Below are 20885 nucleotides of genomic sequence, written 5' to 3' on the forward strand. Positions count from 1 at the left end.
AGACCCCTGGAAGACGACCAGGTTGATAGGCTCGGGGTGGAAGCGCAGCAATGCGTGCAGCTGACGAGTACTAATAGGTCGAGGGCTTATCCTAAAATCCTTTACACAAGTGAAGGTAAAGCAAATGCTAAAGCTAAGGATTCAACATTCGCATCCAGTTTTGAAGGTGTAACCTTCACGGGTTTATAGAACAAATTGTTCTAGCGACCAAAAGAGACTGATCAGCACCGAGAAGGTTGATTTAGACTGAGGACAAGTAGCGGAGTGTAGGCTAACCTACATGAGCAACGGAGGCCGAAGGCTGGATCAAGATTCGAAGTCGAGTAAACCTCCTGAGTTTGCTTCGTGATCATCAGTCGTTCTTGGGGCCATAGCTCAGCTGGGAGAGCGCCTGCCTTGCAAGCAGGAGGTCAGCGGTTCGATCCCGCTTGGCTCCACCATTTTATTCCCTGATAGCTCAGTTGGTAGAGCACTCGACTGTTAATCGAGTTGTCACAGGTTCGAGTCCTGTTCGGGGAGCCATTCATGGAGAAGTACCCAAGTGGCTCAAGGGGACCCTCTGCTAAGGGGTTAGACTGCGTAAGTGGTGCGAGGGTTCGAATCCCTCCTTCTCCGTTCTAAACTTTTCACCTTAAAGTTTGAACAAGTAATACCGTAAGGCCCGTTGGTCAAGGGGTTAAGACACCTCCCTTTCACGGAGGTAACAGGGGTTCGAATCCCCTACGGGTCACCAGATGGAGGCTTAGCTCAGCTGGGAGAGCATCTGCCTTACAAGCAGAGGGTCGGCGGTTCGATCCCGTCAGCCTCCACCATAATACTATCGCGGGGTGGAGCAGCTCGGTAGCTCGTCGGGCTCATAACCCGAAGGCCGCAGGTTCAAATCCTGCCCCCGCAACCAATGATTACCTGAGGGTAAGCATCCGAACTTATAATGTGGAGCCGTGGTGTAGAGGCCTAACATGCCTGCCTGTCACGCAGGAGACCGCGGGTTCGAATCCCGTCGGCTCCGCCATTATAATCCTTTAACCGGCTTAGATTGCCATCAACAGGTTGTACATTGAATATGGCGGTCGTGGCGAAGTGGTTAACGCATCGGATTGTGATTCCGACACTCGGGGGTTCAATTCCCCTCGATCGCCCCATTGTAACATTGGGGATTAGCCAAGCGGTAAGGCAACGGACTTTGACTCCGTCATGCCAAGGTTCGAATCCTTGATCCCCAGCCATTTTATTAAGAGCCATTAGCTCAGTTGGTAGAGCACCTGACTTTTAATCAGGGTGTCGTAGGTTCGAGTCCTACATGGCTCACTTTTAGTTTCATATGCGGTTGTGGTGGAATGGCAGACACGCTATCTTGAGGGGGTAGTGGGCGTACGCTCGTGGAGGTTCGAGTCCTCTCAACCGCACCATAATTTAATACGCGGTCATGGCGGAATTGGCAGACGCGCTAGATTCAGGTTCTAGTGGTGTAACAACCGTGGAGGTTCAAGTCCTCTTGACCGCACCATTTGCGGAAGTGGCTCAGCGGTAGAGCATCGCCTTGCCAAGGCGAGGGTCGCGGGTTCGATTCCCGTCTTCCGCTCCATAATACGTGCCCTTAGCTCAGCTGGATAGAGCGTTTGACTACGAATCAAAAGGTCAGGAGTTCGAATCTCTTAGGGCACGCCATTATTACGGGATGTAGCTCAGCTTGGTAGAGCACCTGGTTTGGGACCAGGGGGTCGCATGTTCAAATCGTGTCATCCCGACCAGTTGAACACAAACGGATTTATCCGTTACATAATAAACAAAAGCCTTTCGCTTAGTGCGAAAGGCTTTTGTTTTGTTCCTTGCTCAGGAAGATTATCTCGTTACACTATCAGGGAACGTTGTTTGAAATGAATAGCGAATATCGTTCCTTTGTCACTGGAGCGAACGTTGATTTTGGCGTCATGACGCGCTGCCACGCCATAACATACCGATAAGCCGAGGCCAGTGCCGTTGATTTTGGTGCTAAAGAAAGGTGTGCCAAGTTTATCTAGCAGCTCGTCCTTTATGCCGGGGCCTTGGTCGATAACTTCTAATACAACCTCGTCATTGAGGGTGAACGTGCGGATCGTTAGTGTGCCCCCTTCGTTCATAGCATCAAAGCCATTTGTGGATAAGTTAAGCAGCAGCTGCCGGATCTCCTTCTCATCGAGGTATAAGGACGGGCATGGCGCAAGGTCGAGATGAAGGGCGTTGTTCGTGCATAAGGCTTTGGATTGGATGAGCGGAAAGAGTGCCTCAATGATGCTGTTGAGCGGCTGCAGCTTGCGATTTGTTGTATTGCTATTTGCAACAGATAGAAACTCGGATACGAGGCTGTGTGCACGGTCCAGCTCCTCGATCATGATCGTTGTGTACTCTTCAGAATAGTTCTTGGATAGCTGTAGGTAGCCTCTAACGGTTGTCATGGGGTTACGAATTTCATGGACGATACCAGCGGCCATCTTGCCGGTTAGATTAAGCCGATCGAGTCTCACCATCTCTTGTTCAAGGTGCAGACGTTCCGTTATATCCGTGATGATCGTGAGCAAGCAATGTTCGTTGTGCATATGAATATGCTCGGTAGACATTAGGCCTGCACGCAGCTCGCCAGATTTGGTCATGAAGCTAATGCGAATGTTGCGAAGCGGTGTTCTATCCCCGGTGAGGTTTTCCACACCAGTTAGCTTGTAATCTTCATCCACAATATATTGTAATATGTCCCCAGATTGATTCATTACTTCATCTATCCCGTATCCTGTAGCCTCTAAGAAGCTATCATTCACATTCAAGTAGGTGTTTGAGCTAAGCGATCGCAGTGAGATTAAGGATGGCGCAGCATCGAAAATACGCCGGTATCGCTCTTCCTCCATCAGTTTCCTTTCCGTTACATCACGAATGGAGCAAACGTAGATTTGTTCGCTTTCAACACTCGCTTTTCCGATCTGAATATCGGCGGGGAACAGGCTGCCGTCATGACGGATTGCGGCAGTTTCGATAATTCGCTGCAAATGCTCTTGATCCCCCATATAGGCTAAAAAAGAAGGGACAAGCTCTTCCACATGCCTGCCGATCAGCTGCTCTGGCTGATAGCCGAACATTTGCTTAGCTGCACGATTGATGTTCATGATGAAGCCTGATTCATTCATCGTAATAATGGAGTCGATGGAAGTGTCGTTAATGATTCGGAGCAGCTCGTTCTGAAGTTTGATTTGCTCCTGGTATTGATGCATGCGGACAATGGCTTCGATTTTCATTTTCAACGTTTCCGGATGGAAGGGCTTGAAGATGTAGTCGATCGCGCCAACGGAGTAGCCCTGCTTGACGTTCTCGGCAGCCTGACTGATCGCCGTTACGAACAAAATCGGGACATGCTTCGATTTCTCCCTGGACTTAATGAGCCTCGCCGTCTCAAAGCCGTTCATTCCTGGCATTTGTACGTCAAGCAGAATGACAGCGAAATTCACGGAGAGCACGTGGCGAAGTGCCTCCAGGCCGGAGTTCGCTGTATAGAGCTGGTACCGAGGATGATCGAGTAGTGCCTCCAACGCGATGATGTTCTCCTGCCTGTCATCGACAATGAGCACGTTGATATTGTTAGGTGCGTTATTATTTAATTTTTCGATATAGCTTCTCATGGGCATCCATCTCCTTATATAACGCGCTGTGACTCGTATAGGCGATGCTCTCTTTATGACCGAGTCCAAGAAATCCAGACCTGCTTAAGCTTTCGTGGAATAGGGTGTGTACGCGATTCTGCAGCACACTGTTGAAATAAATCATGACATTACGGCAGATGATGACATGAAATTCGTTGAAGGATTGATCAACGGCCAGATTATGCTGAGCGAAGACGATAGAGTCGGCCAGATAAGGGTGCAGGGATGCTTGATTATTGTCGATGGTGTAGTAATCGCTTAGTGATTTGGTGCCGCCTGCTTGCATATAGTTGTTGCTGTACGCCTGCAGCTTGTCGAGTGCAAAAGAACGACGCTTCGCCTCCTCGATTACGTCAGCATTCATATCTGTCGCATAGTAGCGCGTCTTATGGTGAAGACCTTCTTCGTGCATCAGAATAGCCATGGAATAAACCTCTTCACCTGTCGAACAACCGGCATGCCAGATCCGTATGCAAGCATAATCTTGTAGTAGTGGTACGATCGTCGTTCGAAACGCGCGGAAGAAGCTCGGGTCACGAAACATCTCGGTCACATTAATCGAGAAATCGGCGATGAGCCGCTTCATTGTATTTCGATCATGAAGTACCTTCTCCTGGAGACCGGATATGGTCGACAGCTTCTCCGCGTGAATACGATGCCAGATCCGCCGACGAATGGATGGAAGCACATAGTCCCGGAAGTCAAATCCGTAATACCGATATAACGCCTCAAGCAGCAGTTCAATTTCGAGCTGCTCCAACGGCTCAATATTTTCACGGTATGCGGAAGTTATTTTATCAAAGTAAAGATTCGGACTCATTGTCGGTTCCCCCGCCTATTTGTTCAACCAAACCTGTATGACCGAGCATAGCTGGTCGACATGAACAGGTTTGCTAATATAATCGGATGCGCCAGCCTCTATGCATTTGTCCCGATCGTCCTTCATCGCTTTAGCGGTTAATGCGATAATCGGGAGCGATTGATATGCGGGCATTAGACGGATCTTGCGTATCGCCTCATAGCCATCCATCTCAGGCAGCATAATGTCCATCAAGATGAGATCAATGGCAGCCGTATGCTGCTGGAGTGTCCTTAGACCCTCCACACCATTTTCTGCGAATAGGACTGTCATGCCTTTACCTTCTAAAGCCGTTGTTATGGCGAAAATATTGCGCATATCGTCATCGACGATTAATGCGGTTGTGCCCGTAAACATCGGGTCTATGGGTTTAAGATCAGCTGCCGAACAGGAGGAAGAGGCTTCTTCTTGGGATTCGGTCTCTGTCTCAATCGGATCGACAGCAGCAGCAGCTTCTTCCATAAGAAGTGGTGCATCTAGACGAGGTAGACTATCTTTGCCGGGCAGCAATAAGGTGAAGGTGCTACCTACCCCCTCTACACTGTCTAAAAGAATGCAGCCATTCAGGAGCTTTGCCATATTCTTGCTAATCGATAGGCCTAGACCGGTTCCGCCATATTTGCGGCTGGTCGTGCCATCTGCCTGCTGGAATGCTTGGAAGATAAGGTTGTGCTTGTCACGTGGAATGCCGATGCCAGTATCAATGATGGAGAATGCAATCGCTGATTCATCCAGTATCGTGTTCTCAGCTTCACGCAGGTGGCTCAGCATTAAGCTGTCTGCCAAATGAATGCGTAGCGTTACATGTCCATGTGATGTGAATTTGAAAGCGTTAGAGAGTAAATTTCTTAACATTTGCAGCAATCGCTGCTCGTCGGTGTACAGCATAGGTGGGAGTGAGTCATCCAGCTCTGTCGTGAACATAAGCCCCTTCTGCCTTGCTACCGGTATAAACTGCTGCTCGGCATATTCGCAAATCGAACGCAGTTTAACCTCGTCATAGTGAATCTGGATAGTCCCGGACTCTACCTTAGACAAGTCGAGAACATCGTTAATAAGACGGAGCAGATCGTTGCCGGAATGATAGATCGTGCTGGCGTATTTCTTCTGATTCGGTGTCAGATTGCCTTCTGTGTTGCTGGCAAGAATGTCGGATAGAATAAGCAGACTATTAAGCGGAGTGCGGAGCTCGTGTGACATATTCGCTAGAAACGCTGATTTGTATTGAGAGCTGAGTGCCAGTTGCTCGGCCTTCTCTTCTAGTTCGAGCTTGGTGGCTTCTAATTCCTTTGTTTTCTGTTCTAAATTAAAATTTTGCTCCTCCAGCTTCTCATTCGTGCCCTTCAGCGCCTCCTGTTGAAGCTGAAGCTCCTCGGATTGTCTAAGCAGCTCTTCCGTCAACGTTTGCGATTCGTGCAGCAGCTTCTCTATCTGCATCCGGCCAGCAATGCTGTTGATCGTAATACCGAGGCGGTCTAATACTTCATGCAGCAGCGCTTGCTGGATCGGGCTGAAGGAAGTTAGTGAAGCTAGCTCGATAACAGCAACGACTTGCCCATCAAACTCAACCGGAATAATGATAATACTCCCAGGAGAGGTCATTCCCGTACCGGAGGTGATCGTCATGTAGGAAGCAGGAATGTCCGTTAAGAGAATCGTTTGATTGTCGGCGGCTGCCTGTCCAACAAGACCGATGCCGAACTGAAAGCTGGCTTCGCCGATGCTGCGCTCGTTATAGGCATACGCCGCAAGCTTATGAACAGCTTGGCTGCCTCCGTTGTTCTGACGAATATAGAAAACGCCATAGCTGGCACCGGTCATCGGTGTAATCGCCGTGATGAATCGCTGTGCGAGCATCTCTAGATCATGAATACCCTGGTACATCGTAACGAGCTTGGCAATGTTTGTTTCCAGCCATGTTTTGTCGCGTTCCTGTGCAGCGTAATGATCGAGAGCCGAGGCCATATCGTTGAATGAGTGGGCAATGGCGCCTACCTCATCGCTTGTGTGAACCTCGATGCGTGGAAGCCCAGTAGTCGCAAGACCTGGGGTTATGCTGGAGATAAACCTCGTAATACGCGCTAAATTTCTTGTAATATGCCGCGAAATCATCCATCCGATGATTAGCGTTAATATAAATGCGAAGAGACTCATAATACGGATTGCGTCATTTGCCCAATTGACGTTCTGCGTATTGCGCTTGACCCCATTATGAAGCAGCTGTTGCTGGCGTTCTGAGATCAAGGCAGCAAGAGGTCCGAGCTGCAAGCCTAAAGGAAGCACCTCTGTCTTAAACAGAGAGAGCGCCGCTGCTTTATCATGATCCTTCTTGTAGCTGCTTAGCATCCGTTCATATCGCTGTTGAAATCGCAGATTCAACTGCTTTAGTTCATTCATTAATTGTCTGCTCTCGAACTCGGTTAGGAGCGGATCGGTCTCGGAAATCCGTGAGTTGAGCTTGTTGTTAGCCGTTTGAAGTCCGCTTAGGAAGGATGCATCGTCCGTCAGCAAATAGCCGCGCAGATCATTCGTCTGCTGCAGCGCAAACACTTCAATATCTCTCGTTGTCGTAACAATTGATACTTGCTGCTCAATCAGATCGGAGTAGGAAGTATTCACTTTATTCATATAGTAAAAGGAGACGATGCCTGCAAACGCCACGAAGACAGCTACGAATAGAAAGGTACTGAGCAGCTTAGTCCCAATTGTTAACTTCATTGGAGCCCTCCTCATAGCGTATTCGAATGTCAGATAGAAGGAATGAGATGCAGAAATAGATTCATCTGGGATATTTTATCTTAATCTATGTTACCTCTTACGGATGAATTTGTCATTTAACCTAACATGAGAGGCTTTGAGAATGGAATGAGTGAAATGAAATTGTCACAAAATTGTCACAATCTCCATAGGTCATTTCGACATACTCCTATAGTCAGCCTATCCTATACTTAACACATGATTCAAGTGTAATAAAACATTACGCTTGATAAGGCCAGTGAAACGAAATTGGGAGGGTAACCGTCATGGCTATGCTGATGATGAAGCGCAAGCACCTGTTTGCCGATTATGGCAGTTCTGTATTCTATGATGAAATGTTCGATCAGCATGGTAAGGTTCGGCCACCTTATGGCACGATGATGAAAGTGCTAACCAGGATGGGAATCGACGAGCTGGTGACACGCAATGCCGTCATGGAATCTGAAATGATTACACAAGGCATTACGTTCACTTTATATAGCGAAACTCCCGAAGAATCATCCCTTGAGCGTACGATCCCGTTCGATATGATTCCGCGAATCATTACGGGCGAGGAATGGCAGTTGCTTGAACGAGGATTGAAACAGCGGGTACAGGCGCTGAATCATTTTATATACGATATTTATCACGATCAGAATATGATTAAGGACGGTCTCGTTCCGCGAGGGCTGGTTATAGATAACCCGTATTATTTGCCCGCAATGATCGGTCTGAAGGTTCCGAATGATACGTATATCCCGCTCTCAGGCATCGATATTATTCGTGGCGATAATGGGGAGTATTACGTGCTGGAGGATAACCTGAGAACGCCATCAGGCTTGTCCTACGTGTACCAGAACCGTGCGCTCATGACGAATCTGTTCCCCGAGCTATTCTTCGAGCATCGCGTTCGCAGCATTAGTAGAGGACTGAATGCGATGCTTCGCAGTTTGAGAGGGCTGGCGCCTGGCAATAATCCAGATCCGTTAGTCGTTCTGTTGACGCCAGGCATTCACAATTCGGCTTACTATGACCACACATTCCTTGCGCAGGAGATGGGAATCGAGCTTGTGGAAGGCAGAGATTTGACGGTCATCGACAAGAAGGTTTATATGAACAGCATGCAGGTATTACGTCAGGTTGATGTTATATATCGCCGTATTGATGATGAATATTTGGATCCGAAGGCATTCCGATCGGACTCCGTACTAGGTGTTCCTGGTCTGATGGAGGCGTACTGCGCGGGGAATGTGGCGCTTGCGAACGCACCGGGTACTGGGATTGCTGATGACAAGGCGATCTATGCTTATGTGCCGGATATGATTCGGTATTATTTACGCGAAGAACCGATTTTGAACAACGTGCCCACTTATATTCTAGACCGGCCGCATGAGCGTGAATATGTATTGAGTCGATTGTCCGAGATGGTCGTGAAGGAGCGCTGCTTATCTGGCGGATACGGCATGCTGATCGGACCATCGGCAACGGAAGAAGAGCTCGAAGCATTCGCAGATAACATTAACCGTTATCCGGAGCGTTATATCGCTCAGCCAACGATGAAGCTGTCTTGCAGCCCTTCGTTGAACAAAATGGAGGTTGCTCCCCGTCATATCGACCTGCGAGCGTTCGTCTTTATGGGGGAAGAAACCCATGTGGTGGCAGGCGGGTTAACCAGAGTCGCATTGAAGGAAGGGTCACTCGTCGTCAATTCCTCGCAAGGCGGGGGTACGAAAGACACTTGGGTTCTCCAGTAGAAGACTGAATAATGCGAGGTGATGGGATATGATGAATCGATTTGCTGAATTGTTATATTGGGCGGGGCGTTATGTAGAACGGGCAGGAAATCATGCAAGGCTGATCGATATCAATTATCATATGCGTCATGAGCTGTATGGGCAGCAGGAGCGTGAATATATTTGGGAGCGGCTGATCGAATCAACGGGCAGCATCGCAAGGTTTGAGGAGTTGTACTCCAACATTAATGCCGGCACGAACGAGCTGACGGTGCTGCATTTTCTAACCTTCGAGCGCTCGAATGTAAACTCCATCTTCAATTGTGTGCAGCATGCGCGGAACAACATTCGCACGCTTCGACAGCTCGTACCCGGTGAGCTATGGGAAGTCATCAATTCATTTTATCTATGGCTCAAAGATCAGAATGTCTCACAGGTAATGCTGCAGGCGCCTCATCTGTTCTATCAGCGGATACGGGAATGGGCAACGTTGTTCAGCGGTGCAGTCGATGCCGCGATGGTTCGCGAGCAGGAGTGGGATTTCATTCAAACAGGCAAATTCGTGGAGCGGGTAGATAATACGCTGCGCATTGTGAATACGGTGCACAAGCAAATTGTAAGAGAGTCGGAATCGGAATCCGATCATTACAATCGGACGGCAGCGCTTCTGAAATCGGTTGGCGGATTCGAAGCGTTCCGTAGGCTGTATGCTGCAAACATGACGTTCGAGTATGCGCTCGCTTTCATGCTGCAGAACAGCACGTTCCCGCATTCGGTGCAATATTCGCTTGATACGCTTGTCAGTCACATTAATCAGATCGGACTGCCTAATCGTGACCATGTGACATTGGATGAACGTGTCAGTGATTTGGTTGATGCGATCAAAGCCGTCGTTGGACCGATTCGCAGCGGTCATATCCATCTGGAAGACGCAGCGTTGGGGCATCTCGTGTACTTGTCTAACCAACTCGGAGGTGCGGTATCGGCGGCCTTTTTTCAAAATATTCACGTTGGAGCCTAAACAGATCGACTGCGTCTCGTGTCAACAATGACGTGTCAGCAGTACGACAATTCACAAGCCCGTATGTCACTCGCGATGCGAGCAGGCCTGCGGGCTTTCCGCATTGTGATCAGAAGCGTTGCTTAACAGGCAAGCATGCGGTATGATCGTTAGAGTTACAGGTTGCTGCCAGGTCATGCAGCAGGATGAGAGAGGGGGCGGGATACCATGGGAGTACCAGCAGGCGTATGGATTTCGGCGGCTGTCATTCTGGTTGCGATTACGTGGATCACCTTGTGGGTTACGAAGAAAGCATACTCGCGCAAATGGGACGAGCCTGATCAATAAATCATGCGAATTGCAACCGCTGCCGGAGCAGCGGTTTTTTCTTAGCTATTCGTTGGCAAAAGGAGAGGGGTACGGAAGATGAGCTTAGTTATGAATGAGAAAATAAAAGCGAAGGAGCTCGACCTGACAGGGCTGGACGGAGAGTCGCTTGGCGTTGTATCGCGCGATGAGGCGCTTGCGATGGCGAAGCGTCTGAAAGTCGATCTCGTCTGCACATCGCTGATGAGCAGTCCGCCGCCATGCAAGCTGGTCGCTCGTGGAGAGGCGAAGAAGGAGCAGTCGCAGCAGCAGCGCGAGGAACGGCTGCAGGGTCAGCCTGCGAAGGAGAAGGAGCTGCGGCTGTCTGCGAATATTGAGGAGCATGACTACGATACGAAGCGTCGGCAGGCGGAGAAGCTGCTTACGGGAGGCAATGCTGTGCTGCTCGTCGTCAAGCTGCAGGGCAAGCAGGAGCAGGTACCGGCCAAGGAGCTGCTGGAGCGGTTGTTGACTGACCTGAAGCCATTCGGTACGAAGGCGACGGGCATTCAAGTCAGCGGAAAGCAGGCAGCGGTTCGCGTTAACCCTGCAGGCTGATGCGAGGGGGCACGCTGCTGCGTGGAGCGGCGCTGCGATGGGCTATTTTTTTGTAAACGAGAGGCAGTACAATGCTGCCAGCAATAGCGATCGGTTCGACCAATACGAGCTTCTTCAATGCGAGCTTTAGTAGGTAATAAAAGGTCGTGCTGCCAATAATATCGACAGCAATGAATTCACGTATGGTGGAAATCGGCACAACAACGATGATGATTTCCCGTCTAATCCGCGACAAGCTGCATTCCTCCTTCACATCGAACAACGTTATGATTTATGCTTGCATGGTGTTGTCCTATGTGAAGGAAAATGACAGAAGCACAAACTTTGATGGAAATATAAAGAGCGCTGCTCCTACGAGCAGCGCTCTTATGTATGAACAGATTAAATCGCTGGTGAGGATGCTTCTGCTGTTCTGTCGGAAGCGCTGCTGCGCACCGCTTTCAGAAATTCGCGCATGAAGCCAGGCAGGTCAGGCCAAGCATGGCCGGAGACGATGTTGCCGTCTACATGAAGCGTCTCTTCTGGATAAATGGCACCAAGTCGTTCAACCTCGAGGCGGCAAGCGTTGTATGCGGAGATCGTACGTCCTTGGAAGAAGCTGTTGTCATTCAGAGCGAGGAACACTTGTGCACCGTGGCAAATCGCGCCCACAGGCTTGTCCTCTTCGAGAAAATGACGAACGATACGTGGCAAATCCTTATCGTTGCGGATAAATTCAGGTGCGCGGCCACCTGGGATAATAATGCCCGCATATTCCGTTGGATCAACGTCAGCGAATGCAATATCCGCTGCAAGTCGATGTGCAGGCTTCTCCGTGTAAGTGTCCCAGCCTTCAATGAAATCGTGACAAACCGTGTTCAGTACCTTTTTCTGCGGAGCAGCGATGACCGGTTCATAACCTTCTTCAGCAACTCGGAAATAAGGATAGTACACTTCGAGCACTTCAGCAGCGTCGCCTGTCAGAATCAGGATTTTACTCGACATGGAATCACTCCTCTGGGAATGGTTGGTTGCACCTATTCCATTATCGTGCTGATACCAATGAAGCGTCAATGAATCAGCAGGAGGAGGGCGAAGGTCCTGTTGCAGCTCTCAGCGATGTCGAACTTAGTCAAGTGAAATGAACAAAGGCCGAATCAATGTACGAATGAGTTGATCAATAATATCGTCTGTCGTATATCCGTATCGGTCGCTTAGATGTTGAAGCGTATGCGGTGCAAGCGCCGCGATCATGATATGAGCCGTGAATGCAGGATCGAAGGATACGGTCTGACCGGCATCGGACGCTTCCTTCAGCAGGCCTGCGAGTGTACCATGCAAATATAGATAAGGCTGCGAACAGAAAAACTGCTGCGCATCCGCATTCAGGCAGCGTGATTGAACAAGCGATACGTGAATCGCCTTGAGCAGCGAAGCCTCATGATGGGTGAACATGATGATTCGGCGGAATACCGAAATTAATCGCTCCAGTATAGGGGCACCGTCTAGCTGTTCTAGTTGCGCTTCGATTTCGATCCGAAGTCGATTGAATTGATCGTCAATAAGCTCCAGACATAGATCGCCCTTCTGCGCGTAGCGACGATACATGGTCGCTTGACCGACGCCGGCTGTCTTCGCAATCTGGTGCATGCTGACGGTATCAACACCATACTGGGTGAACAAATCGCGCGCCGTTTCCAAAATCAGCTCTGTCAGCTGTTGAGCATCCTTTCGCTTAGGCGTCACCATCGTTCATTCTCCTCCCTTGGGTCACATTGACAAACGGACAATTGTCCGCTATTATTCAAATGAAGTGTTTAACGGACAATTGTCCGCTAAACATTGTGTAATACTTCTGAAGCTCCTTGCCAACTGTCAGGTTTTAATGGTTTTATTGTAACCCGATTGTCGTCAGAAGGTCAAATTTCAGAACAGAAGTAGAGAAAAAGGAGTGGAGTCAATGGCAAGTGCAACACTTAGCAAGGAAGAGCAGCCTATAACCTCGATACTCGCCCCGCTGCTTGCAATTATTGTAGGTATGTTCATGGTCATTCTCGACGGTACCGCAATGAACGTCGCGCTGCCGGGTCTAGTGGTGGATTTCGAATCAACACTTAGCACGGTACAGTGGACGGTCATGGGTTACTCGCTCGCACAGGCTGCGGTTATTCCGCTGGCCGGCTGGTTGTCGGACCGTTTTGGCGCAAAAAATATTTTCCTCATATCCATCTTTCTATTCACGGTTGGTTCCGGTCTCTGCGCATTAGCAGGTTCGGTTGATCAACTTATCGCTTATCGTATTCTTCAAGGCATCGGCGGCGGCATGGTGTCTCCGATCGCTATGGCATTCACGTATCGTCTGGCGCCTCCAGGCAAAGTCGGTGCCGTTATGGGTATGATCGGTATCCCGATGCTGCTTGCACCAGCGCTCGGCCCAATCGTTGGCGGCTGGCTGATTGAAGATGCTTCGTGGCACTGGATTTTCTTGATTAACCTGCCGATCGGCGTTATCGCGGTTCTGATCGGCCTCAAGACGCTGCCGGCAATTAGCCGTCAGCAGGTTCCTACGCTTGATTTCCTTGGTATGGTCTTTGGCCCGCTTGCATTCGCAGCGCTCGCTTACGGTCTCTCCGAAGGCGGTACGTCCTGGACTTCGGCGAAGACGCTCACAGGCATTATCGTTGGTGGCGTATCGCTCATCATCTTCATTATTGTTGAGCTCTCCCGCAAACAGCCTTTGCTTGAGCTTCGCGTCTTCCGTTCGGGTAACTTCTCCAAAGGGATTATTGTTCAGTGGGTAGCGCAGGTTGCATTGTTCGGTACGATGTTCCTCATTCCGCTGCTGCTTCAACAATCTCACGGCTACGGCGCACTGAAGACTGGTGTCTTGATGCTGCCGATGGCAATCGCATCGACGATCTTCATGCCGCTCGGCGGTAAGCTGTTCGATAAAGTCGGCGCTCGTCCGCTCGTTGTAGCCGGTATGCTCATTGTAGCGATATCAGCCTTCTTGCTTACGGGTATCGAGGCTGACGCTAGCCAATACGCATACATTGCACCACTTGCCATGCTCGGAGCGGGTATGGGCTTGTCGATGATGCCATTGAATACGCATATTATTCAAGCGTCACCGGCGCACCTCGTAGGCCGCGTCACGTCGCTGACTGCTGCGCTTCAGCAGGTCGTTACGTCGTTCGCCATTGCGATTCTGACGACGATTCTGATGAATCAAGTTCCTAAGTACAACCCGCAGTATAACCCGATGACCGATCCGATGCCTGTAGATGCATTCTCCGATACGTTCGCGGTTCTCATCTGGGTTGGCGCTGCTGGCGTTCTGATCGGCTTCCTGTTAAGCCGTCCTAAGCCGCAAGAAGGCGCGACGGGCGAAGGTGCGGAGAAGCCAGTCATGATGATGAACCATTAATATGTTTTAGCTTAAAGCAAAAGCCCCTGCGTCATGACATGACGTCGCAGGGGCTTTGTTTTGTTTCGTTGATAGATGACGCTGTGTGTGGTCCGCTTAGCTCGTAAAGCTCTTAATAATTCGGCTCAAATACGATCGGCGCGCAGCGAAGAAGTAAAGGCTCTGCATGATGATATAAATGCCGACAACGACAAGCGAATACTGCATTGCGCTCGTCGAGAGCAGATTGCCAAGCGCCTTCATGGCGAACATCGTATGCACGATGCCGACTGCACAAGGCACGAAGAAAATAATCGCGATTTGCATCGTAACCGTTCTTCGAATCTCGCCGAGCGTCATCCCGATTCGGTTGAGTGAGCGGAATTGGTCGCGGTCCTCATCCAACTCGGTGAACAGCTTGAAGTAGATCATGCTGCCGGAGGCAATGAAGAATAGCACACTAATGAACAAGCCGATGAATAAGGTGAGCCCCATCGATTGCTTCGTTGCCAAATACATCGCAACACGATTATCGAAGGCGTCCTTCATGTCTTCGGGAACGAGCGCTTCGATCTTAGCCGCTGTGTCGCCTTGTGCTGCCCAGTTCTTCATCTCGAAGCCATAAACAACCATCTTCTTGTCGTCAGGCACAGCTTGTAGGATTTGTTGGTATTGGGCATCATCGACGACAAGCAGCTCGGTCGCATCACTTCTCGGATAAGCAATTGCGCCTCCGCTGACCTGGCTGTTTACAGTTAGAGACAATTCCTTCGTACCGCCTTCAACTTGGACAGGAAGCGGCTTGCCGATCTCCGTCATAGGCTGCTTCACTTCACTGTAAGGGATGACGAATACCGCATGTCCTGGCTCAACCGCTAGAATAGGCCGGCCGCGGTGCAGCTTTTGGCCATAATCGTTATAGTCATTTTCCGATACGACCAACGCGGTTGTTGTGTCGGTGCTCCGTCCGACAACGGGCAGCTCTGCTACGGCACCAACTAGCTTCACCTCATAAGCGAGCTCTACGTCGTTCTCCTTGAGTATGGTTCGTACTTTGTCCGGATCGAGAACGGCATGTGTGTTCAATCCTTTCTCATAGAAGCTGATCGACTGCGGCAGCAAGTCCATCTGCTGTTCCTTCGAGGCGAGGAAGAATACATAGAACGTTCCAGATGCGGTAAGGATAACAGCGCTCATGACGGATACCGTGAACAGGATGCGGGCATTGTCCTTCATTTTGAACACGAGCTGGGCAATGGTCATGAGATTCGTTTGTTTATAGTAGATCCCTTTCCGGCGCTGCAGAAAGCGGAATACGATGATGCTGGCCTGCGTGAACAAGAAGAACGTACCGACGACGACGAGTCCGACGACTGGCAGCATATAAAGAATCGCGTTCGAAAGAGTCATTGTGTACGCCATATAGTAGCCTGCTCCTAAGCAGAGTACCGACAGCAGTACGAGCCACATGGATGCCAGAGGCGGCGATTTTGGCTTCTTGGAAGCTTTCAACAAGTCGATAATTTGGCTTCTTCCGACTTGGAATAACGTAAAGAGCGTAATGATCAAGAACAGAACGAAGAAGCCGGCCGCTGTCAGAAGAAGTGCTTTACCTGGAATGAAGAACCGGATCGGATGATCCAATGCAAGAATTTCAGAGAGCGCCATCAAGAACAGCTTAAGGAATAACGCGCCAAGCGCAATGCCTGCACCAATCGCAAGCAGTGATGTCGCGATGCTTTCGTACAGCACCATCCTGCGCATCTGACCCTTCGTCATCCCAAACAACGAAAGCAGGCCGAATTCCTTCTTGCGTGATTTGAGAAACGCCGACATAGAGTACAGGATGAAGAAGAATGAGAAAATAACGATAATATACTCGCAGAACATCATGCCGGTACGTACGCCTTTGGCTGCGTAGATATGACCGTTCATGACGTCTGGGTGAAAAATGAATGCGGCATAGATGAAGAAAATCATAACCGAGAATACGCTGCTTAGGAAATAAGCGATGTATTGATGCCAGTTGCCGCGGACATTCTTAATTGCGAACTGTCGAAAGTTCATCGAAATTCCCTCCCAACACGCTCAACGAATCGAGAATTTGCTGGAAGAACGCCTGCCGATTCGTGCCTCGCCGGATTTCGGAGAAGAACGCCCCGTCCTTGATGAACACAATTCGTTTGCAGTAGCTCGCTGCAAAAGGATCATGCGTAACCATCATAATGGTCGCGCCCATCTGCTCATTCAAGTCCCGCAGAGAGTCCATGACGTCCTTGGCTGCCTTCGAATCAAGGTTACCGGTCAGCTCATCGGCCAGCAGAATGGCGGGCTGGTGAATCATTGCGCGCGCAATCGCTGCCCGCTGCTTCTGACCGCCGGACACCTCGTAAGTCCGCTTGTCGAGAATGCCGCTTATGCCAAGCAGTTCAGCGCTCTGCTGCAGCCGTTTCTCCATCTCCTTAATGTTCGTGTTATCAAGCACGAGCGGGAGAATGATATTTTCCTGGATCGATAAGGTGTCGAGCAGGTTGAAATCTTGGAAGATGAAGCCAAGCTCACGTCTGCGAAACAGGGCCAGCTTCTTGTCGTTCAATACCGTTGGATCGACGCCGCCGATTTCCACCTTGCCGGACGTTGGCTTATCAATGGTAGCTAGGATGTTCAGCAGCGTTGTCTTGCCACTGCCTGATGGACCCATGACGCCAACGAACTCGCCTTTCTGAATGTCGAGATGAATATCGTTCAACGCTCGGTACAGCATTTTACCTTTCGAACCGTATACTTTCGTCAGCCCTTGGGCTTTCAATACGCTCATCATGATTCCCTCCACTTGATCTCTCTATTATGTGTTGCCGTTGCAGCAGCTATGTTTACAGTATAAACGAGGGAGGAGGGAGGCCCCATTGATTTACCTTTCAATCCGCCATGCGAACCTTACAAGTTTGTAATCTTCATGCTCGGAAGCTTACAGAAGGGAAAGGACCCTTACAAGAAGAGTCCCTGATGGATCGCGCTATTGTGAAAATAGATCGTGATCGTTGTGCCAACGCCCAGCTCCGACTCGATCGCAAGATCATGGCCGAGACGACGGCATACCTCTCGTGCGAGATACAACCCCATCCCGGTCGATTCTTCAATCAGTCGGCCATTCTCGCCGGTGAAGAACGGGTCAAACACACGAGGTAGATCATGTTCAGCGATACCGATTCCTTGGTCAGTGACCGATAAGGAGCAGCCGCCATTGGATTCTGGTGTCACCTTGAACAGCAGCGTCTTACTGCCAGGCTTGTTCTTGGAATATTTGATGGCATTCGTCATGAATTGGCCTAGAATGAACGTCAGCCATTTCGCATCGGTCTCAACGACCGTATCACTGCCATCCACACGAGGGAAAATCGATGTTCGAATGCATGCTTTCTTATGGCTGTTAATCATATCGCGAATGAGCGGCAGCAGGGAGACGCGTTCAATTCGAACGTCCATATTGAAATGGTCGAGGCGTGCGGTATGCAGCATCATTTCGAGTCCGCGAGAGATTCGTTCAAGCTCTTCGCGCACGCTGCTGCGAAACGCCAAATCTTCGGCTTCCTCTTCATCGGTGCCTTGACGCTGCGATGCCTGTTCCTGCTGCAGCAGCAGATCGATAACGGATACAGGCGTCTTCATATGGTGGACCCATTGGTTTGTAAAATGCAAATGCTGCTCACGCTGCCGTCTATAATCGGCGAGCTCGTCCGCGAATGCTTTATGCTGCTGCTCCAGCAGATGCTGCATTGCCAACTGTTCGCGCGTGACGCCATCGCGTACGCTCACCATGGACAGAGAGGTTGGCTTGTCAGCCGCAAGCATATCGGCGACCTGCCGATAGTAGCTGCGTTGGCGTGCATAGTCCCAAGCTAGCCAGCCGAAGATTACAGCGGTAGCAAGAACAATGATGTATAAGAGATTGCTGAAGTTCGGCATGCTGCTGTCGCGGTGCAGTTCAAGGGAGATGACGAGAATAGCGAAGATTAGGGCGATATAGAAGGCAATGATATAGGGAAGTCGATCAAGCACAAACGAGCGTATCCTATAGATTCGTCTAGTCGATGACTCAACTTGTTGATTATGAGGAGAAGCTGCTTGCCTAGGCGGTACGTGATAGCGGGCCATTCCGGTTCACTCCTTGCAGGTTGTTCAGTTGAAGATCAGCGGCTCGAATCGAACAGTGACAGGTCCAAGCGGTAACCCTGTCCCCGCACGGTCTCGATCACCTTCGGCAGCCCAAGCTCTTCGAGCTTTTTACGAACGCGCGTGACATTGACGTTCAGTGTATTATCATCGACGAAGTCGACATTGTCCCAGAGTGCTTCAAGCAGATCGTCACGGCTTACGATTCGTCCGGCCTTCGCGAGCAGCGAGGCGAGCAGCAGGCATTCGTTGCGGGAAAGGTCAGCTTGGCTGCCGTTCCATTCGACGATGTTGCGGGCGCGGTCCAGCGTCAGGCCGCTCGTTGTAAGGACGTCCGTGCTGCTAGGAGCGGGTGCGGCGTACTCGCCGTAGGCGCGGCGAAGCGCACTTTTTATTTTGGCCATGACCACATCCAGATGGAACGGCTTCGTCATATAGTCGTCGCCGCCATTCTCGATGGCCATCACCTGATCCATATCACCGACTCGGGCGGATAAGAAAATAATCGGTACATTGGAGACGGTTCGAATCTGACGGCACCAGTAGAATCCATCGAAGTGAGGCAGATTAATATCAAGCAGCACCAGATGAGGGTTGGCGTCGATGTATTCCTGCTTCAGCTCGCGGAACCGCGTTGCCCGGATAACCTCGTAGCCATATCGCTCGATATATTGTTGAAGAATCGAAGCGATCTTGTCATCGTCTTCGATAATCATAATTCGGTACATAAGAGAGACTCCTTCCTATTGTCAGATTATAGGGTAGCTCATATTACGCAATGCTGGCAAATCGGCGGAGCGGGAAACAAAAGGAAACAAACAGAAACAGCCGCAAGGGAGGTCAGTTCGACGACTCAAGCAGCTGCCTCTATGTACGATATTATTTGAAGAATAGGAAGTGCGTCGGCAGCGATCGCAGCTGGCCGTCCGAAGGCTTATTCACGATACGTCCGTTAAAAATGAGTGAGGAGGAGCCGCCTCCATCGAGATTGTAGGCATCCTTTGCGCCGAATCGTTTGAGCAAAATTTGCAATTCTTCGAGAGTAGCGCCGGAGCTGCCGCTCTCGTTGTATCCATCGATGACTAGGAATAAGAGCTGATCGTCCTTATAATTCGCAATGACGGTACGCGGCGCACGCTTCGGGCTCACCTGCCATTTGGTCGGAATCGGCAGCGCGCTGCCGTTCTTCAGTAGAATCGGTACGAACGAAGCGCCGAATCGCGGCTTCAGCTTATCAAGCTGTTCCTTGCTGGAGAAGCTGCCGCCAATCAGCTTGTTGTCTTCGCTCAGTCCGACGAAGAACAGGTCCGCGAAGGAAGGCTCGAAGCCGTTTAAGTATTCGCCGTTCAGGACGGTGGTGCTAAGCGGATACCGTTTGCCATTTCCGTCAGCGAAACCTCCGGCGTTTACGCCAGCGATTGCACCATAACGTTTGACAGCGGACATCGTCGTCTCGGAGGAGCCGAATTTGTCGTTTCCGAGCACCATTTTCATAGCGTCACTATTGCCGAGCTTTACCTTCAATGCATAGCCGCTGAAGTTCTGTGCTTGGATAGAGAACAGCTGCGCTCGCAGCTGATCGGATTGTATGGTGCCAGATGCGGAGCCCAGCTTCTTCGTGATGCGACGATCATAAATAATGCGTGGGCGATTCACCTGACTTGATGCTGTATCGGCAATCAATTCAATGTCCGCGTTTGTCTTATTGTACAGCGTTACCTGCTTCTTGATGGAAGCTTGGGTAGCTTGGGCCAAATCGGCTGCGAGATCAAGGTCTGCAACGGTCTGTTCGACGCCTGACGCCGCCTGTTCGATGACTGTCGGCTCTGGCATCGTCTGATCCGATATTATGATAGCAGCCTGGTAGGATATCATCCAGATGATGATGCCAAGGAAAGGCGCGCTTGCAAGAACCATCGAACGGTTCAGTATTTTGACGGGCCGAATCATTTGAGCAGCTCCAAGTTTTTCTTCAGCTCATCGAGCTGTTTCTTTACTTCGCTAAGCTGCGTGAACAGCTTATTGCTGTTGTCGGTCTTCTCGCTGGCATTGTCCTTGGTGAACGTCAGCAGCTCGTTTAAGGCATCGACTTTGCCTTGCAATGCGGCAATCTCATTCTTATAGTTCGTCTCGACAGCCTGGAGCTGCTCGTCATACTGCTTCTGCATGCTTGTCAGCTTATCGTTCGTTTGCTTATTAATATCGGCGGTCATGGTGCTGGTCAGGTGGTCAGAATACATCTTGGCTCCGGCAATGCCCGCTCCGATCAGCATCACCCATAGAATAAGGAAGACGATGAAGGCGCGATTACTGCGAGGCTGCGTGCCGCGTCCCGTGGAACGCGCTGCTGGTACTACGGTTTGAATCGGTGTTTCCATTGCTTTCGTTCACCTCTTGTACAGATATTAGG

At 50.2% G+C, this 20885-nt stretch carries 16 protein-coding genes, 15 tRNA genes and 1 rRNA gene; 20 read left to right on the top strand and 12 right to left on the bottom strand.

Annotated elements, in window-relative coordinates; all coding sequences use genetic code 11:
• The 16 genes from DFQ01_RS27165 to DFQ01_RS27240 all read left to right on the top strand — a co-directional run.
• A 23S ribosomal RNA gene (locus DFQ01_RS27165) occupies nt 1–94 on the top strand; the annotation flags it as partial.
• Between the two features lie 270 nt (nt 95–364).
• A tRNA-Ala gene (locus DFQ01_RS27170) sits at nt 365–440 on the top strand.
• A gap of 6 nt (nt 441–446) precedes the next feature.
• Nucleotides 447–522, top strand: a tRNA-Asn gene (locus DFQ01_RS27175).
• 5 nt (nt 523–527) lie between these two features.
• A tRNA-Ser gene (locus DFQ01_RS27180) sits at nt 528–615 on the top strand.
• A 43-nt stretch (nt 616–658) separates the two neighbouring features.
• A tRNA-Glu gene (locus DFQ01_RS27185) sits at nt 659–733 on the top strand.
• Between the two features lie 3 nt (nt 734–736).
• Nucleotides 737–812: transfer RNA gene (locus DFQ01_RS27190), tRNA-Val, on the top strand.
• Nucleotides 813–821: 9 nt separating this feature from the next.
• Nucleotides 822–898 (top strand) — tRNA-Met (locus DFQ01_RS27195).
• 37 nt (nt 899–935) lie between these two features.
• Nucleotides 936–1012, top strand: a tRNA-Asp gene (locus tag DFQ01_RS27200).
• Between the two features lie 54 nt (nt 1013–1066).
• A tRNA-His gene (locus DFQ01_RS27205) sits at nt 1067–1142 on the top strand.
• Between the two features lie 9 nt (nt 1143–1151).
• Nucleotides 1152–1226, top strand: a tRNA-Gln gene (locus DFQ01_RS27210).
• A 9-nt stretch (nt 1227–1235) separates the two neighbouring features.
• Nucleotides 1236–1308: transfer RNA gene (locus DFQ01_RS27215), tRNA-Lys, on the top strand.
• A gap of 15 nt (nt 1309–1323) precedes the next feature.
• A tRNA-Leu gene (locus DFQ01_RS27220) sits at nt 1324–1409 on the top strand.
• An 11-nt stretch (nt 1410–1420) separates the two neighbouring features.
• Nucleotides 1421–1507: transfer RNA gene (locus DFQ01_RS27225), tRNA-Leu, on the top strand.
• 3 nt (nt 1508–1510) lie between these two features.
• A tRNA-Gly gene (locus DFQ01_RS27230) sits at nt 1511–1585 on the top strand.
• Nucleotides 1586–1591: 6 nt separating this feature from the next.
• Nucleotides 1592–1668 (top strand) — tRNA-Arg (locus tag DFQ01_RS27235).
• Between the two features lie 6 nt (nt 1669–1674).
• Nucleotides 1675–1751, top strand: a tRNA-Pro gene (locus DFQ01_RS27240).
• Nucleotides 1752–1850: 99 nt separating this feature from the next.
• On the opposite strand, the gene DFQ01_RS27245 is transcribed toward DFQ01_RS27240, so the two are convergent.
• From DFQ01_RS27245 to DFQ01_RS27255, 3 genes are read right to left on the bottom strand one after another with little or no spacing between them, the layout of a single operon-like run.
• The gene (locus DFQ01_RS27245; RefSeq protein ID WP_110047088.1) at nt 1851–3644 is read right to left on the bottom strand and encodes a PAS domain S-box protein; all 1794 of its coding nucleotides are present in this window, start codon (nt 3642–3644) and stop codon (nt 1851–1853) included.
• Nucleotides 3616–4485 (bottom strand): CheR family methyltransferase, encoded by an 870-nt coding sequence (locus DFQ01_RS27250; RefSeq protein ID WP_110047089.1) that lies wholly within the window; start codon nt 4483–4485, stop codon nt 3616–3618. The genes DFQ01_RS27245 and DFQ01_RS27250 overlap by 29 nt, the downstream gene beginning before the upstream one ends.
• A gap of 15 nt (nt 4486–4500) precedes the next feature.
• Entirely contained in the window at nt 4501–7242 is a 2742-nt protein-coding gene (locus DFQ01_RS27255) for a response regulator (RefSeq protein ID WP_174812534.1), read from the bottom strand.
• A gap of 305 nt (nt 7243–7547) precedes the next feature.
• On the opposite strand from DFQ01_RS27255, the gene DFQ01_RS27260 reads away from it, so the two are divergent.
• The 3 genes from DFQ01_RS27260 (at nt 7548) to infC (ending at nt 10917) form a co-directional block, all read left to right on the top strand.
• Entirely contained in the window at nt 7548–9014 is a 1467-nt protein-coding gene (locus DFQ01_RS27260) for a circularly permuted type 2 ATP-grasp protein (protein WP_110047091.1), read from the top strand.
• Nucleotides 9015–9042: 28 nt separating this feature from the next.
• Nucleotides 9043–10014, top strand: a complete 972-nt coding sequence (locus DFQ01_RS27265) for an alpha-E domain-containing protein (RefSeq protein WP_110047092.1) — start codon at nt 9043–9045, stop codon at nt 10012–10014.
• A gap of 405 nt (nt 10015–10419) precedes the next feature.
• Nucleotides 10420–10917, top strand: coding sequence for a translation initiation factor IF-3 (infC, locus tag DFQ01_RS27270; RefSeq protein ID WP_110047093.1), 498 nt, complete (start codon nt 10420–10422; stop codon nt 10915–10917).
• Here the strand turns inward: infC and DFQ01_RS27275 are convergent.
• The 3 genes from DFQ01_RS27275 to DFQ01_RS27285 form a co-directional block, all read right to left on the bottom strand.
• The gene (locus tag DFQ01_RS27275) at nt 10901–11152 is read right to left on the bottom strand and encodes a hypothetical protein (RefSeq protein ID WP_110047094.1); all 252 of its coding nucleotides are present in this window, start codon (nt 11150–11152) and stop codon (nt 10901–10903) included. The genes infC and DFQ01_RS27275 overlap by 17 nt on opposite strands.
• Nucleotides 11153–11298: 146 nt before the next feature.
• Nucleotides 11299–11901, bottom strand: coding sequence for a DJ-1/PfpI family protein (locus DFQ01_RS27280; RefSeq protein ID WP_110047095.1), 603 nt, complete (start codon nt 11899–11901; stop codon nt 11299–11301).
• 123 nt (nt 11902–12024) lie between these two features.
• Nucleotides 12025–12645 carry a TetR/AcrR family transcriptional regulator gene (locus DFQ01_RS27285; protein WP_110047096.1) on the bottom strand — a complete coding sequence of 207 codons (621 nt, stop codon included), beginning with the start codon at nt 12643–12645 and terminating at the stop codon, nt 12025–12027.
• Nucleotides 12646–12856: 211 nt separating this feature from the next.
• On the opposite strand from DFQ01_RS27285, the gene DFQ01_RS27290 reads away from it, so the two are divergent.
• A complete protein-coding gene (locus tag DFQ01_RS27290; protein ID WP_110047097.1) occupies nt 12857–14323 on the top strand; it encodes a DHA2 family efflux MFS transporter permease subunit in 1467 nt (488 codons plus the stop codon).
• Between the two features lie 96 nt (nt 14324–14419).
• On the opposite strand, the gene DFQ01_RS27295 is transcribed toward DFQ01_RS27290, so the two are convergent.
• The 6 genes from DFQ01_RS27295 to DFQ01_RS27320 form a co-directional block, all read right to left on the bottom strand.
• Nucleotides 14420–16369: an ABC transporter permease gene (locus tag DFQ01_RS27295; protein WP_110047098.1), complete on the bottom strand. Its 1950-nt coding sequence runs from the start codon at nt 16367–16369 to the stop codon at nt 14420–14422.
• Entirely contained in the window at nt 16344–17120 is a 777-nt protein-coding gene (locus DFQ01_RS27300) for an ABC transporter ATP-binding protein (RefSeq protein ID WP_110047099.1), read from the bottom strand. Before DFQ01_RS27300 ends, DFQ01_RS27295 begins: the two co-directional genes overlap by 26 nt.
• A gap of 170 nt (nt 17121–17290) precedes the next feature.
• Nucleotides 17291–18457: a sensor histidine kinase gene (locus DFQ01_RS27305; protein ID WP_110047100.1), complete on the bottom strand. Its 1167-nt coding sequence runs from the start codon at nt 18455–18457 to the stop codon at nt 17291–17293.
• A 35-nt stretch (nt 18458–18492) separates the two neighbouring features.
• A complete protein-coding gene (locus DFQ01_RS27310) occupies nt 18493–19203 on the bottom strand; it encodes a response regulator transcription factor (RefSeq protein ID WP_110047101.1) in 711 nt (236 codons plus the stop codon).
• Between the two features lie 151 nt (nt 19204–19354).
• Complete coding sequence (locus DFQ01_RS27315) at nt 19355–20425, bottom strand: phosphodiester glycosidase family protein (protein ID WP_110047102.1); 1071 nt, start codon at nt 20423–20425, stop codon at nt 19355–19357.
• Nucleotides 20422–20853, bottom strand: coding sequence for a coiled-coil domain-containing protein (locus DFQ01_RS27320; protein WP_110047103.1), 432 nt, complete (start codon nt 20851–20853; stop codon nt 20422–20424). Before DFQ01_RS27320 ends, DFQ01_RS27315 begins: the two co-directional genes overlap by 4 nt.
• Nucleotides 20854–20885: the final 32 nt, after the last annotated feature.

Origin of the sequence: Paenibacillus cellulosilyticus (genome assembly GCF_003182255.1) — a bacterium.
GTDB classification, from domain to species: domain Bacteria; phylum Bacillota; class Bacilli; order Paenibacillales; family Paenibacillaceae; genus Paenibacillus_T; species Paenibacillus_T cellulosilyticus.

What these genes read in the sequence shown, in the direction of transcription:
- DFQ01_RS27245 (WP_110047088.1), bottom strand. Translation starts at nt 3,644, where the DNA reads ATGAGAAGCTATATCGAAAAATTAAATAATAACGCACCTAACAATATC.
- DFQ01_RS27250 (WP_110047089.1), bottom strand. Translation starts at nt 4,485, where the DNA reads ATGAGTCCGAATCTTTACTTTGATAAAATAACTTCCGCATACCGTGAA.
- DFQ01_RS27255 (WP_174812534.1), bottom strand. Translation starts at nt 7,242, where the DNA reads ATGAAGTTAACAATTGGGACTAAGCTGCTCAGTACCTTTCTATTCGTA.
- DFQ01_RS27260 (WP_110047091.1), top strand. Translation starts at nt 7,548, where the DNA reads ATGGCTATGCTGATGATGAAGCGCAAGCACCTGTTTGCCGATTATGGC.
- DFQ01_RS27265 (WP_110047092.1), top strand. Translation starts at nt 9,043, where the DNA reads ATGATGAATCGATTTGCTGAATTGTTATATTGGGCGGGGCGTTATGTA.
- infC (WP_110047093.1), top strand. Translation starts at nt 10,420, where the DNA reads ATGAGCTTAGTTATGAATGAGAAAATAAAAGCGAAGGAGCTCGACCTG.
- DFQ01_RS27280 (WP_110047095.1), bottom strand. Translation starts at nt 11,901, where the DNA reads ATGTCGAGTAAAATCCTGATTCTGACAGGCGACGCTGCTGAAGTGCTC.
- DFQ01_RS27285 (WP_110047096.1), bottom strand. Translation starts at nt 12,645, where the DNA reads ATGGTGACGCCTAAGCGAAAGGATGCTCAACAGCTGACAGAGCTGATT.
- DFQ01_RS27290 (WP_110047097.1), top strand. Translation starts at nt 12,857, where the DNA reads ATGGCAAGTGCAACACTTAGCAAGGAAGAGCAGCCTATAACCTCGATA.
- DFQ01_RS27295 (WP_110047098.1), bottom strand. Translation starts at nt 16,369, where the DNA reads ATGAACTTTCGACAGTTCGCAATTAAGAATGTCCGCGGCAACTGGCAT.
- DFQ01_RS27300 (WP_110047099.1), bottom strand. Translation starts at nt 17,120, where the DNA reads ATGAGCGTATTGAAAGCCCAAGGGCTGACGAAAGTATACGGTTCGAAA.
- DFQ01_RS27305 (WP_110047100.1), bottom strand. Translation starts at nt 18,457, where the DNA reads ATGGCCCGCTATCACGTACCGCCTAGGCAAGCAGCTTCTCCTCATAAT.
- DFQ01_RS27310 (WP_110047101.1), bottom strand. Translation starts at nt 19,203, where the DNA reads ATGTACCGAATTATGATTATCGAAGACGATGACAAGATCGCTTCGATT.
- DFQ01_RS27315 (WP_110047102.1), bottom strand. Translation starts at nt 20,425, where the DNA reads ATGATTCGGCCCGTCAAAATACTGAACCGTTCGATGGTTCTTGCAAGC.
- DFQ01_RS27320 (WP_110047103.1), bottom strand. Translation starts at nt 20,853, where the DNA reads ATGGAAACACCGATTCAAACCGTAGTACCAGCAGCGCGTTCCACGGGA.